Here is a 14,418-nt window from a genome sequence, read left to right as displayed (position 1 = left end):
ACTAGCCAGGCCGCTTGTCATCAGACTGACTTCATTCAGCATACTAGCTTAGCGAAAGCGGTTGTCCTGGCTTGGGGACGTGTGGCGTCGCGTTCGTTTCATGACGAACTTTGCTGGTCCACTCTTCGATGTCCTGAGCAATCACCGGCCAAGTGTTGTAATGGCCCGGGATGATGTGTGTTGGCTGTAGCAACTTCACTGCGCGGATCGAATCTTCCGGTCCCATCGTGTAAAAGTCGCCGATTGGAAGAACTGCAGCGTCGAGTCCTAGTTCACCGATCAATTTCATGTCGGAGAACAATGAGGTGTCTCCTGCGAAGTAAATTTTGCGACCAGCAGCTTCAACGACAAATCCGGCCGGCGGACCACCGTAGGTTCCGTCGGGAAGTCCGTTGCTATGCAGGGCTAAGGTCATCCGCACCGAGCCGAACGGTAATTTAAGCGTTCCGCCCAGATTCATGCCGGTCGCATTTTCGACCCCCTTGCCGGACAGCCACGTCGCTGTCTCGACCATGGTGATTACCTGGGCTCCTGTTCGTTTGGCTATCTCGACGACATCGAGTGTTCCATCTTCGTTGGCTCCGACATGGTCGCCATGGCCATGGGTGAGCAAAATGGTGTCGGCTTCAATCTGGTCAGCCGTCGTATCCGCCATCGGATTGCTGGAGAAAAACGGGTCGATCAAGATCTTGTGATCGGCCGTATGCAGCGACCAGGTTCCATGTCCGTGCCAAATGAGTTGCAGTGCCATGATGTAAGGTTCCTTTTTCCCTTGGTCAGACTTGCTCGGTGTTCGAAATCTGAATTGCCCGTCGAGCCGATCCAGGCTGGTCGAAATTTCCAATAGTGGGGCAAGTTTTATGCCCTCGCGTTCTTCCATTGTGGCGGTGGCGAGCATGTCGCAGGAATGTGCGGTGATTGACTCTTATCGCCGGTTATTCCCGCAAGGGTGAAGCGTAAACGGCCTGAATTCCTTAATTCACTTCACGATAACGCGCTGTGGTAACGATTGCCAAGTCCAGACAAGGTTAAGCTTTAGCGTGATTGGCCTGGTTTCAACGTGGTTGTGAAGTAAGCAAAAAAGCTGATAATTAGAGGTATTGATCGTCATGCATTTTCACCACCCAGTCATTTCAAATATCCCGGAAAGAGTAACGCCATGGACCAAATCGACCTGGTTCGCAGCCTGAAAACCAAGAACGACACCAAGATCGTCATGTTTGTTGGCGACGGCCTGGGTGGGCTGCCGCACGAACCAGGCGGTCAAACGGAACTCGAAGCCGCCAAGACTCCTAACCTCGATGCTTTGGCTGCCAAGAGCGTCCAGGGAGCGAGCATCCCGGTGAAGCCAGGTATCGCTCCTGGTAGTGGGCCGGGGCACCTGGGATTGTTCGGCTACGATCCACTGAAATTCCTTATCGGTCGCGGTGCTTTAGAAGCTACCGGGATTGGCTTGCCGCTCCAGCCGGGCGACGTCGCCGTTCGTTGCAATTTCTGCACCATCGATGCGGACGGCAAGATCACCGATCGCCGTGCTGGTCGAATCCCGACCGAAGAAAGCGCTCCGCTGGCCGAAAGTCTCAACGCGATCAAGATTCCTGGCGTGGAAGTGATCGTCAAGCCGGTGAAGGAACATCGCTTTGTTGTGATCTTCCGGGGCGGCGAAGGCCTGGGCGGTAATGTGCACGATACCGATCCTCAAGCGACGGGTGTTCTGCCGCTTGATCCCGTCGGTGTCGACGATCCGAGCAAGAAGACGGCAGAGATTGCCAAGCAATTTGTCGAAGCTGCCAAGAAAATGCTTAAGGACGAGAAGAAAGCAAACTGTCTGACGATGCGTGGCTTCTCGGCCAAACCAGATATTCCGACCTATGAAGACGTGTACGGCTTGAATGCTGCTGCGATCGCCGTTTACCCAATGTACAAGGGGTTGGCGAGCCTGGTTGGAATGGAAATTCTAGGCGAACCGCAAACCTTGGAAGAGGAGATCAAGGTCCTGGAAGAGAACTGGGACAAGTACGACTTCTTCTTCATCCACTTCAAGTACACGGACTCGAGTGGCGAAGATGGTGATTTTGACGCCAAGGTCAAGCGAACCGAAGAGTTCGACGCACAAATCCCACGCATCCTGGCACTGAATCCGGATGTTGTGATTGTGACCGGTGACCATAGCACGCCATCGTTCCTGGCGAGTCACAGTTGGCATCCAGTTCCTACTTTGCTGTACTCGAACTGCTGCCGCCCAGACGGTCATAAGACCTTCGGCGAGAACACCGCCATCACTGGTGGCCTAGGTCACTTCGAGGCCCAATACCTGATGACGCTGGCCATGGCCAACGCTCATCGATTGCAGAAGTACGGGGCGTAAGCTCGAATCGCATTCTTGAACCATGATCTGCGGCGGAACGCATCCTTTGCTTCCGCCGCTTTCTTTTTCGAACGTTGTCATTGGCGGCGTAGAAACTTGCCAGCGTGGGAAAGCAAACCACGTAAGATCTCGTCGGGACAAGTCGGATCGTCGACGAAGAACCACCATTCCCCCAACTGAGTGTTGGCCGCGAATAGGTGTTGTTGGTAGGTGAAATGAATCCAGGCCTCGGTTACCTGGTCGGTGACAAACTTGGTCACCTGAACGCCAGCAAGCTGGGACAAAACGTCGCGGAGTGACTCAAAATCGCCGTTGTCAGGTAACGAGCCGAAGTGACGTGAACCGTCGTGCATGCGGAGATCGATCAGCGGCAACATGCGAGATCCAAGTCCCCTGCCCTACTCTGGTTCAAAGCGAGCATCAAGCCAGTCGGCATGATCAAGCACGTCGGCACCGTCGGCAAATTCGACCACCAAAGCCAGCCCTTTCATTCCCTTAACTGGAACATCGACATCAAGCGGTTGATCGCCGCCGCGGACAATCGGGCTTTCAAAAACCGTCTTCCACTGGCTACCGGTCTCGCTGACGTACACCTTGAAGATGACACTGCCAGCCCCATCCGTATCGTCGTCGATACCAATCTTCGCTCGGAAACGGGCATCCTGCTCACCGATACGGTAAGCGATTCGAGAAGTCGCGTGCAGACCGAGACCTTTTTGACTGATATAGCCATCTGATTTCAGCGAACCACCACTAATGTTGCGATCGTTTCGATAGTCCCATTCTGGGGCAAGGAAACCCAGGTATTTGAAACCGATCGCCTTTTCATCAGAAAGATAGCGCACAGCGGTACCAATCGGTCGCAGATAGGTAATGAATGCGTATGCATTCTCCAACGCAGACGAACGCAACGCGATACCATTTCGTGTTTGTAGCGACAGGCGTTCATTCTGCAAATTCGCATTTTGAGCGAGAAACATGCTCCCATCACGTAGACCGATCCACAGACCTTGCCGCGGAGGCGATGGCGGTCCCGCTGGCTGGGCGAAATGAATTTCCTCCACGCGTTTACGATCCAACTCAAGTGACTTCTCGCCGACCTGAAACTGGACATACAGCGGTGTCAAATTGCGGAATGTGCCATCGATGTAGTCGCCGTTGGATAATCGCAAGCGGTCCTTGGAACCGTGGTAACTTTGGATTCGATCGAGCGACTTCCTTGTTTCGTCCGCATCGAGGTGTGCCCGTAACAAGATTCCGCGGACAGGACGCAAGGGGACTTTCATCTCGTCCCAGAAACGGTTGTACCCATGCAGCGTAATGCCTTCGGTTTTCAGTTCTTTCGCTACGAAGTAAGAGCCATCTTCCAGGGAGATCACACCATCTTCCTTGATTACACCAGGATTGCCGAAACGTACGACCTGCGAAGCATCGATCGGCTCTCCCGAGTTCGACCACTCCAGCGTGCTCGTTAGATCGGTAATCGACGCGATCCGTTCCGGCTGACCCATGGTAAGCAAAGGACCTGACAACGATATTTGCCCGCAGCAGAGCGAGGTCGTGCCAAGTACGGCAAGGAAACAGGCGAAACTTAGAAGACGAACAAACAAAAGAATCACTTCTGGAAGATTGGCAAATAGTTGTTAGGAAGCTGAAGCACGATGCAAGCCATCGCAGTGCCATATTCAGGACAGATGAAATCAGTCCAAAACCCTTGAGCCGTTTGGCGATCTTGCAGGACTTCGCGAATTGTCCGGTAGTACCGTTCCCAACGCTGCGTGCCGACTTGCCAGAAAGCTTGCGCAGCGTAGTACTGGCCGTAGAAGAAATGATTGTTCCCGCGGAAGGTACTCTCTTGCGGCAAGTTGTCTTCTAGATAGCGGAGTGCTCGCTCGATGATTTCTCCGTCGTACATGCCGGCGCTATACAGGGCGACCACTCCGGCGGCCGAGCGCGGGAAGGCACTCGGGCCACCACTTAGCATGTAACTAAATCCGCCATCGGCGTTTTGACTGCGGGTGACATAGCTTATGCAGCGATCGACGGTCTCGTTCGGAACGAAAACACCTGCGTTGCGAGCCGCCCGGAGGGCCATCATCTGGCAGACCGTAACGGAGATGTCCGCTTCGCTTCGTACCGGCTGATATCTCCAACCGCCGTCAGCGTTTTGCGTGTCAACAATCAGCTTGATCGCTGCGCGAAGTGTGTCACGCAGTTCCGGATTGCCGGTCATGCCGTAGACTTCTGCCAAAAATAACGTGGCAAAGCCATGACCATACATGGGGCCGTGCGTTCGCGCATTGGGAAGTGCCACGAAGCCGCCGCTTTGCGTGTTGGCTAACAGGTAATCGACGCACGCGGAAATGTTTGCCCCGTAAGGACCGCGGTTGGGGGAACTGCCGGAAGCCATGAATGCCAGGCCTGCCAAGCCTACGACCGCTGTGTTGGCGCGATAGCCGTCGTTCCCAAACGAGCCGCGCTGATTACCAATCATGGTTTGGCGCTGAACGAGATACTGAAGGCCGTTATCGATCGTGGTTTGGACGTCCTGTGTGATGAGACCACGCGATCCGCGACGTGAAGTTCCACGCCAATCTTGAGCCGATAACAGCGAACCGATGCCGCAAGTCCCAACGGTGGAGAGGGCTGATTTGAGGATCGTTCTGCGGGAAAGGGCGTTCATGAACTCGGTGCTTTTCTACTCTTCGATTTCGGCCAGCTTGCGAAAGTATTCCTGGGTCAATCGCTCATACTTCGGCAAAAAACGCTCCATCGAGGTGTTCGAAATCTGCTTGCGAAGGTGCGGTGGCAGATTGCCCCAGGCCTTTTTGATCAGGGCGTCTTGTTCTTCGGGCGAAATGGCTAAGACCTTTTGGTCGCGCAGTTTGTCATTGCTGTCTTCACCATCCTGCGATTGCTCGCCCGGCTGCATCTGCGATTCACTCGCTTGGGAATCGCTGCCTTGCGACTCTTGCTGCGACTGTTGTTGCTGGCTGTTCTGCTGCTGCTGACCCTGTTGCTGAGATTGTTGTGATTGCTGCTGCGATTGCGATTGTTGTTGGTTTTGCTGCTGCTGTTGCTGCTGATCTTGGTTCTGGTTTTGCTGCTGATTTTGATTGTTATTTTGCTGCTGCTGTTGTTGTTGTTGTTGTTGCTGTTCCTCTAACAGTTTGTTGATCTCTTCAATAATCTCTTGTTGCATGGCGACCGTCTGTTGTTCGGCTTGGCCCTCAGCGATACGCTGCTGCACTTCCCGCATCAAACCACCGATTTTGGAGAGCGGATCACCCGCTGGAAGATCTTGGGATGGATCGGCACCAAACCCACGAGGGCCCTTGTTGTCATCGTCACTCGGATCTGGTTGACCTGGTAGTGTTTTTTTCGATGTATCTGCGTTGTCGCTCGGTTTCGTTTCTTGGGGAGCCTCCATCGCTTCTGCGGGAAGATCAAGATCGTCGAAAAGGTCACTGCCCAAATCGTTGAACAATTCCTGATCGAGCGAAGACATGCTCGGATCTTCCTGTTTTCCAGACTGGGCGGCAGCATACCGAGGTACGACCCCATTCCCAACAGCAAGAAGCATCGCAACGATCATGAGACCAAACGGAATCGATCTACTCAACATCAGGCACCTCCTGTTGTTCTTCATCCGGAATCGTTGGTTCGATCTCAGGGAGTTTATTCGGATCGAACAACTCTTCTTCGGTCGCTTTGATCAAGTTCAGAGTGAGCTCGGACAATCGACCTTGTTCCGCAGCTAATCGCGAAAGTTCGCTGGGGTTTGCTGCCTTGGGATCGGCAGCAATCTTTTCTCCCAGGGTTTGCGTCCGAGCCTTGAGCGACTCTTGCATCATTTTCAGTAATCGCAATTGGGCGGTTTGGCTGATGCCATCTTGATTCCCACCGGGCTGTTGTTGCTGTTGGTTTTGGCCTTCTTGTGGTTGTTGATCTTGTTGGCCTTGCTGTTGGTTCTGTTCTTCTTCGAGGGCTGTGACCAACTGTTGCAAGCGATCGACAGCCTCCTGTGCTAAGGCAATCATCGAAGCATCAATTTCACCGGTATCGAGCAGACGTGCCAAGTCGGTCGTCACTTCCGCCGTCATTTGCAGGGAAAGATGGTAGACTTCCGCCTTAGCGATTGCCTCGGCAAACGACCGGATCTCGTCGGTAAGAGTGGCTTGTTCTATGGACAGTCCGGAAAGCGTTTGACGCTGCGCGGATGTCAACTCGCCGTCCGCTTCTTGCAGTTCGTTCAGGCGAACCATTTCATCGCGAATACGCTCTTGGCGGATGATTAGCAATTCGATCGATTGTTTCAGCTTGGCCGCGATCTCTTGCGCCAGGTCTTGTTCGACCTTTTCTTTCTGCTTTTCGAGTTCTTTTTCGGCCTCTTCTAAATCCTTTTCCGCTTGTTCGATCTGCTGTTCAAGTTGGCCTGGGTCTTGGTTTTGAGCTTGCTGGGCGGCATCTTCGAGTCGCTCGGCTGCGTCACGCATCTTTTGGGCAGCCTCTTTTGCAGAAAGTCGCTCGAGCTTCCTAGCTAACTGTTCCGCTTGTTGCTGCAGTTGCTTTGCTTGCGCAGATAGTTGTTCCAGCTTCTGACGCTGTGATTGCTGCGAGCCGTTTTGTCCGGATGGATCGGACTCGTTCTGCATCTTGGCGTCTTGCGTCTTATCCTTCAGCGCTTTCTGACGTTGCTTCAATTCCTGCAAATCTTTCTGGGCATCGTCCAGTTTGCGAAGCAACTCCTTCTTATCGGTCTCGCGGCGATTCTGTAACGTATCGAGAACATCTTCAAGCGAGTCTTCGACCTGCTTTTGCGAATCCTTGGCAGACGAAAGTTGGTTGTCTTCAATGCGTTGGCTGGCTTGTCGCATTCGCTGCGAAACGGCTGCGTCCCGATTCTCGTTGATCGCGTCTTGAAGGGTGTTGGCAACGTCTTCGCTTTCCGGATTGTTCTGCAGCATATCCCGCATTCTTGATTGGATGCGATCCATTTCACCGGCCAGGTTCGCTTGTTGCTCGCCCATTTGCTTAAGGGCGGCTCGTTGTTCGGGCGTCATCTGCTCGACTTCCTGCCCGAGGGTTTCCCCTTGTTGGGACTCGACGTTGCGGGAAAGCTCGGCCTGACGATTGGCCAGGTCGCGGACATCCATCGCAAACCTGCGGAACGTATCCCACTTGTTCAGATCGTTTTGCCAATCTTGAAGTTCGCCGGCAACTTTCTCTTGCCGCTCGCCGATATCCTTCAGCTGCTCGTGCGGATCTTGCTGAGCATTGGGATCCGATTCGGGGTTGCCTGCGTCAGATTGTTGGTCAGCGTCGGAATTATCAGAATCACTTTTCTGGGGATCCGCTGATGTTTGTTGGGATTGAGCCCGTGATGCGCCGCGGCGAAGCTCCGTGAGTTCCGACTCAATCGGGCCAAGTTCGGCGTTTGCGACCGCCTCGATTTTCTCTTTCAAGTCGCGAAGCAGATCGGCGGCGTCGTGATCTTGCTGTCGATTTTGATCCAACTCGTTCAGCAACGCGTCGATCTTGGCTGCGGCACTTTCTTCGCCGGCCACTAGCTTGTCTCGCACACTCTTTTGGTTTTGCTCGCCGTTTTGCAGGTTCGACATCTCAGCGGGGCCCAGCTTCGACCCCTCTTCGAGCTCGATTTCAACGCTGCGAGTTTGTTGCCGGGCATCTTGCTGTAACCGGCGAGCTTCCGCGATCTTTGAAATAATGTCACGTTGTTGGCGATTCACTCGCTGATCAAGTTGTTCTTCTGAGATGATCGTAATGATTCGTGGAAGGCTCTTGCCGGTCTGTGGTCGATAGTCATTGCCGGTGATGACAAGCTCGAGTGCAATGCCAGGAACGATGTCCTTCAACTTTGTTAGATCCAACTGATACTCGACCGAACGCTCTTCCGCTTGCCCCATGGCCAGGTTTGTCGGTGCTGATTCAAACGGCCGGTCGGTCGGTCCCGTGTACAGGTTCTCTTCCAGAACGATGGAATTGTCGGCTGGTTTGCGAATGGTGAGCTTGATCGATTCGGTTTGCAAATCGTCTCGGACGCTGGCGGCGAGATCAACCATCCCTTTCGGAGTGAGCGTCATGTTCCGTTCCGGGGCGATCCAGGAAACGACAGGAGCTTTGTCTTTGACGACACGAACTGGGTAGCGTTGGCCTTCCGCTTTTTTCAGGCCGGACTCTACGGTGACTTCAATCCAGTAGTTGCCACTCGCTGCCAGGATTGGGCCGGCCGGCTTGTTGGGTTTATTGGTTGGAGTAGGCGAAGTTTTGGTAGAGAACGTCAGCCGGTCATCGCCGATGTCGAGGGGAAATGATTCCGAATTGCCGGCAGATTCGAAGACAAAGTTTGCGTCGGTGATCTTTTGATCGACCTTGCCAAACAACTGTAGCGAGGTTCCTTCTAACGCAATGATCGATCGAGGCGACTCGCTAGGAAGCCAACGCGTATACTGCGGAGGAATCAACGTGATCTGAACATCGGAGAACTTAGGAGGTTTGACTACATCGACTGGTTGCCAGGCCATCGTGTCGTCGTCGCCACCTTGCACGCGAAACTCGAATGCTCGTTGAACTCCCTCCAGTTGATAAACCATTCGCTCGGTCGGCATATCGAATTGCATCGGATAGGTGACCGGCCGACCGTTCGGTTCATAGCGAACCTGGAGCTCGACAATTTCAGGGAGGTTCTGATTGAGATCTTCGACTTCGAACGTCGCTCGTCCTCCAAGAGGAACCACCGCTGGGGGATCGACCAAAGCAAGATCATTGGTACGTGGCCATTCAACCGATTGCCACGGCATCGCTAAGCGAGCGATTGCCGTGCTGAACGACTGAGGGGAGAACGCGAGCACACTGAGCAGTACAAAAATTGAACCCCCAAACGCATACAATGAACGAGCCGCCAATTGCCGGTTGAGGGCAACCGAAAGATCGGTGTGGCTCAGTGTATCGGTCATTTCGGCGATGTGCTTGCGGCGGAAATAAGGCGAACTGCCTGTAGCATCTGCTTCGTCTTGCTGCAAGAAAAAGAGCGCGCTGGAGATCTTGTCACGTAGTTCTGGAAAGAACTGTTCGATCCGTTGAGCGATTTGTTGGAGCGACGGTTGCCACTGCCAAGCCGGCACCATCCACCAGACGACGGCAAAAACGAGTCCAGACAACGTGACAAGAGAGAGAAACCAACGGGTGCCCATGTCATCCTGACGAAGCAGATAGTCGAACAGGGCCATCGCCAGGACAAAGCTGATCGCCGCGAAAAGCCCCCAGGCCGTGCCGCGAATCCGAACTCGCCGCACAACGGCTTGGCGCGCTTCTTCCACGCGGCTAACCAGCACATGGCTGACCGGTGGAGCGTTCGATTTGCGAGCGTCGGAAGCCATCCGTTCCATTTCCTATGCGAAGATTAAACCAGACCCATTCGTTTCCGTAGGACCCACTCACCAATTAATAGTGTGACGAACAATAAGGCAAGTTTCCAGGAATTCCAGAGCGGCTCAGGGGGTAACGTCTGAATTCTTACCTGTCGCCCGCGTGGTAACACATCTAACAGGGAATCCGCCTCGAGGAACGAGAAGTATTTACCCCGTGTAATTGTGGCAGTTTGTTTTAATTCCGCCAAATCCATGTCTAATCGCGTCATCTCGCCGGCGACCGGCTCAACGGTAAACTCAGTGGAGGGTGGCTTCGTTTCACCCGTTGTCCCTCGCAAGAGGGGCTGTACGATCCATAATCGGTGATCCCCTGCTGTCAGTCCAGGTATGGTCGCCTCGAATAGATCCCGGTTCCCGGCGACCCGACTCATGGTGATGGTGCGGGTTCGGCCATCGGGCTTTTCCAGGGTCAATTGCACACCGTCATCTTCGGGTGGAGCTTGGCTTTCATCGAAAAAGCGAACGCGAGCGGTAGCTGACTCACCCGTGCGGTAAGTCGATCGATCGACCGTCAACTCGACGGCACCGTCAGAATCGAGCAAGCTGGAACGGGCCAGGTAGCGAATCGACTGCATCCAGAATTCGTCATGGTAATCCCAACGCCATAAGTCGTCGGTTCCCAGGAACATTACCTTGCCGCGACCGACGAACTGTTGGGTTAAAAGCGGTTGCTGTGAACCGTCGGGACGATCCGCATTGGCAAGCTCTTGAGCACCTGGTTTCAAACGCTCGATCGGAACATTCCAGTAGACCTGCGACATGCTTCGCCAAGCGGCGATCGTATCGGACGGTAACTGCGTAACCTGCAACGGAAGGGTATTCAAACCGAGATCGGTTAAGCCCACGCGAACTGGGTCGACGTAGGCCTGTTCGGTATCGGCTTTCCGAACGTCATCCATTGAGAAAGGGAATAATGAATCAAGGGGCGTCGACCGGTAGTCCCAGGGCATAAAGAATTGACCCGCGACAAACATCAAACCACCCCCCTTCACTTGTACGAAGTCTTGTAGGTTCTGCAGTTGTTCGCGGCTGAGAAACGCCGAATTGACATCGCCGATGATGACAACGTCGTACTCGAAAAGTTCCTGGCGAGTGGCAGGGAACGAGATTTCGGCCGTCTCGTCTTGATCTGCATACGATTGATCAGCGTCTTGCAGGATGGTTGTTAACTTGAATGCCTTTTCGTCTCGACCCGAAGTCGGGCTCCGCTTCAATTGCCGTTCAAGCAACATCTTCAAAAAGCGGAATTGAAAGCGAGGATATGCCTGGACGTACAAGACCTTGATGGTCGCGTCGAGAACCTTCACCTTGCGGAGCACAAGGTTTTGATCGTCACTCGGTGCTGGCGAACCAGCTTCCGCTTTGACTTGAAAATCGAACTCCCCGATTTGTTCTGGGCGGAACTGCAACCGTATTTCACGTGTGACTTGTTGTTCGGGGAGGGTAATCGACCGTTCGTCAAGGATGCGGCTGGGATCGTTCTTATCGGCAACGGAAATGGTAACCGACTCGCCTGGCATCCCTTGGGCAGAAAGGCGAACCACGAACGTCAGCATGTCACCCACGAAAGCCACGGGATCGACAACGACTTCCTCAATTTTGAGTTCCCTCGTAAGCTGCTGACTTCCGATACCGATCGGAAAAATGGGGATGCCGCGCAACGCAGCTTGTTGAGCACCTTCGGCGAGATTAGGGCCTTCGATCGTGATCCCATCCGAGAGCATCACGATGGCGGCCGTGGGACGCCCGCGTTGCTGTTCTAAGATCTGAGATAAGCTAGTTCCCAAGCGGCTGACCTGCCCTTGGGGACTGGTGGATCGCAGCAACTCGGAGAACTGCTCGTCAGGAGCCGATAAGGCTCGTCCTGATTCGCCCATCCAATAGGTCCGCACGTTGTACCGTTCTCGTAATTCGCTGAGCAACTTCTCGTTGTTTTCAAGCAGCAAAGTCCGAGCTTGATTCCAACGGGTCGGTTCGCCGAGGTTGGCCGATTCGACGCGTGCCCGAATGAGCGATTCTTCCTCGGTGGGAAGGGAATCCAAATGGGACATGCTTTGCGAATCGTCCAAGGCGATCACGAGGTCTGGCGCATCGGTCTGAAACGGTTGTTGCTGCAGACCGTACAGCATGAACAGCACGATCCCTACGAGTGTCAATCGACTGAACAGCAGGAAGGCCCATTTAGGAATGGCGCGTTGTACGTTCTCTCGCTGATAAATCCAGCCGAAGAAGACGATCGCCGCAATTACAATTACCAGCGTGACCCAGGCCGCCCAGGGAGGTGACCATTGCAGTGTGACTTCCATGGTCGAGTCGATGGCGGGATTATCATCCGCTAGGGACCATCGAACGAATTGTCGCCAGGCATCGTTCATCGTGCGGCTGCTCCATATCGATAGGCCAAGAAGCTTTCGAGGAACAACAAACCAAGCACCATCATCAATGCGTAACGGAACAGTTCGATCGCCGAAGGCAACGCACTCATCTGCCCGCCTCCTGCTGAGTCGATGCCATGATCGCCGGGTTGAAGTCCAGCCGGCAAAGTGTCGATAGTGACCCGCGTAAGATCACTTTCGCGTGAATCAGGATTTACCACGAACTCAACTATTTTCTTCGAATCGGTCGAGAGCGACTTCGAGTAGTAAATCCCGACTTGGTTGGTGCGGTCAAAACTCCAAAACAGACGTTCATCCCTGGCTGTCGCTTCGATTCGACTCGATTGACCATCGGGACGGATGACTTCAATCAAGTTGGCACCCAAGTCGCCTTCCACGACTCCCTCGAAGACATCACCGAGTTGGAGGTTTTTTCGGTCGAGTTGCGATGATACCGCTTGAGCGAGTGACTCCTGGACGAGTGGCGGGAAACTGGGCCACGTGGGAAAGACGGTCCATGCCGCTGGCGGCTCGACGCTACGATCCACAGATGCCGTGCTGGCGGGAAGACAAAACATAATCACCTTGCCACCAAGTTGCCTTAACGTATTTGCATCTTCATCGGTCTCTGTTTGGTAACGTGAAGTCACAATTGCGGGGTCGCCGGTGCCGAACCACAACGCGGTTTGTGCAGGTGAGTTCTCTGGAATGGTCACCCGATAGTAGGTCCAGACCGGAGTTGTCAGCAAGCCGCCCGCTTGTTGCCCGCGGAATGGCTGAACCATGGCGTGGTCGTACTCGCGTGGATCGAGAAAATATTCACCTCGGGCTGAAGGTCCATCGAATGTCAGCGGAATTAATGGGGCCTCGTCTTGGGTTGCCGTTGCCAGCGAACTATTCCAACTAGCGGCGTTTACGTGGTCACCTAGAAAGAAGACCAAACCCCCGCCACGTTTGGCATAACTCCGCAAGATCGCGACCTCGTCGGGGGCGAACCGAGCGACATTCGAGATGTAGACGGCGTCGTAGGTTAACAGGTCGATGTCCAGCAGCGACGAAGAACTTAGCGTGTCGATCTTGACCGACGATTGGACCGAATCGGTTGGGTCGAGAGCCAATTTAAGGAACTTGAGCGAAGGGACATCGTCGGCGAGGCATAGAACTTTTAGTTGCTCTTTCACATCCACCACAACATAACGATGGTTGTCGGTATCGAGCAGGTCGTTATCTAAATGAAACTCGACCGAGTGGGTACCCGCCTCTTGAAAGACCGTTTCCATCTCGACGCTGACGAGTTGATTGTCTACGAAGGGGACAATTTTCTGAGAGACCAACTTGCCATCAACGATCATTTGCAGGACCTGACTCGACAACTCGGTCGCATTATCGCAGGCGACGTCAATCCGGAATCGAGCTGGCTGCGACGGTGTCAGATACGGGGTCAACGGTTGGACGTTCAGGATTGCACTGTTGGTCGTGGAGGGTTGGCCCAAATCGAACGCGCGAACGATCGCCATTTCCTCGATCTTTTTGACCATTTCCTCATTCGTTTGCGAAACGCCACTTTCCCACGTCGTGGCCCCATAATCGGTCAATAGACAGACCTGAGCTCGACGTAAACGTGGAAAGTCCCGCGAGGCAATTCGCAATGTACCTTCGGTTTCAGCGAGTGCTAAGTCGGCGACAGCGACACCGGGATCGATGGTGATTTGGTCGATCTCACGGAGAACATCATCGGGGTCAAATGCGGGTTCCGAGATGACATTTCTGGCGGTCCGGCCCATGGTGATCAAGGTAAAGCCATCTCCTTCATCGGCTTCACTAACGATCCGACGGGCGAGCTCCTTCGCTTTATCGAGCCGCGTTTGGCCTTTCTCGCCGTACGCCATGCTGTAGGAGTGATCGATCACAAGCACTGTGTGCGTGGCCGAACCTGGGCCACCGAAATTGGCCAGGCTCGACCCGGCAGTGCACGACATGTCGGCCAGGGCAATGGCAAAGAAGAGCAAGATGGCACAGCGAACCAATAGGAGCAGAAGTTGTTCGACCTGTATCCGACGACGGTTCTTTTTCATAGCCGCCAGCAGAAACTTCATGGCGGCCCAATCGGTTTCACGATAGCGACGACGATTCCACAGATGAATGAGAATCGGCGCTAACGCGGCCAAGCCCCACAAAAGCATCGTCGCACTGGAAAAGACGAAAGGGTTCACAAGTATCCGAT

General features: G+C 54.0%; 9 protein-coding genes. 1 reads left to right on the top strand and 8 read right to left on the bottom strand.

Annotation, left to right across the window (positions count from 1 at the left end; genetic code table 11):
- Window positions 1–43: 43 nt before the first annotated feature.
- On the bottom strand, window positions 44–751 hold the full coding sequence (locus C5Y83_RS13470) for a metal-dependent hydrolase (RefSeq protein ID WP_105330784.1): 708 nt from the start codon (window positions 749–751) through the stop codon (window positions 44–46).
- 408 nt (window positions 752–1,159) lie between these two features.
- Here C5Y83_RS13470 and C5Y83_RS13465 point away from each other — a divergent pair, with 408 nt between their 5' ends.
- A complete protein-coding gene (locus C5Y83_RS13465; RefSeq protein ID WP_105330252.1) occupies window positions 1,160–2,368 on the top strand; it encodes a 2,3-bisphosphoglycerate-independent phosphoglycerate mutase in 1,209 nt (402 codons plus the stop codon).
- A 77-nt stretch (window positions 2,369–2,445) separates the two neighbouring features.
- Here C5Y83_RS13465 and C5Y83_RS13460 read toward each other — a convergent pair whose 3' ends face one another.
- From C5Y83_RS13460 to C5Y83_RS13425, 7 genes are all read right to left on the bottom strand, one after another.
- Entirely contained in the window at window positions 2,446–2,745 is a 300-nt protein-coding gene (locus C5Y83_RS13460; RefSeq protein ID WP_105330251.1) for a hypothetical protein, read from the bottom strand.
- A 21-nt stretch (window positions 2,746–2,766) separates the two neighbouring features.
- Complete coding sequence (locus C5Y83_RS13455; protein ID WP_105330250.1) at window positions 2,767–3,879, bottom strand: NPCBM/NEW2 domain-containing protein; 1,113 nt, start codon at window positions 3,877–3,879, stop codon at window positions 2,767–2,769.
- A gap of 104 nt (window positions 3,880–3,983) precedes the next feature.
- Window positions 3,984–5,051, bottom strand: coding sequence for a prenyltransferase (locus tag C5Y83_RS13450; RefSeq protein WP_105330249.1), 1,068 nt, complete (start codon window positions 5,049–5,051; stop codon window positions 3,984–3,986).
- A gap of 15 nt (window positions 5,052–5,066) precedes the next feature.
- Window positions 5,067–5,993, bottom strand: coding sequence for a hypothetical protein (locus tag C5Y83_RS29435; protein ID WP_158262353.1), 927 nt, complete (start codon window positions 5,991–5,993; stop codon window positions 5,067–5,069).
- Entirely contained in the window at window positions 5,983–9,768 is a 3,786-nt protein-coding gene (locus tag C5Y83_RS13435; RefSeq protein WP_105330246.1) for a hypothetical protein, read from the bottom strand. Before C5Y83_RS13435 ends, C5Y83_RS29435 begins: the two co-directional genes overlap by 11 nt.
- Before the next feature lie 23 nt (window positions 9,769–9,791).
- Window positions 9,792–12,194, bottom strand: a complete 2,403-nt coding sequence (locus C5Y83_RS13430) for a hypothetical protein (protein WP_105330245.1) — start codon at window positions 12,192–12,194, stop codon at window positions 9,792–9,794.
- Window positions 12,191–14,407, bottom strand: coding sequence for a BatA domain-containing protein (locus C5Y83_RS13425; protein ID WP_105330244.1), 2,217 nt, complete (start codon window positions 14,405–14,407; stop codon window positions 12,191–12,193). Before C5Y83_RS13425 ends, C5Y83_RS13430 begins: the two co-directional genes overlap by 4 nt.
- Between the last annotated feature and the right edge of the window lie 11 nt (window positions 14,408–14,418).

Source organism: Blastopirellula marina (assembly GCF_002967765.1).
GTDB classification, from domain to species: domain Bacteria; phylum Planctomycetota; class Planctomycetia; order Pirellulales; family Pirellulaceae; genus Bremerella; species Bremerella marina_A.
The sequence above is the reverse complement of the archived record's forward strand: the minus strand, read 5'-3'. Positions and strand labels throughout refer to the sequence as shown.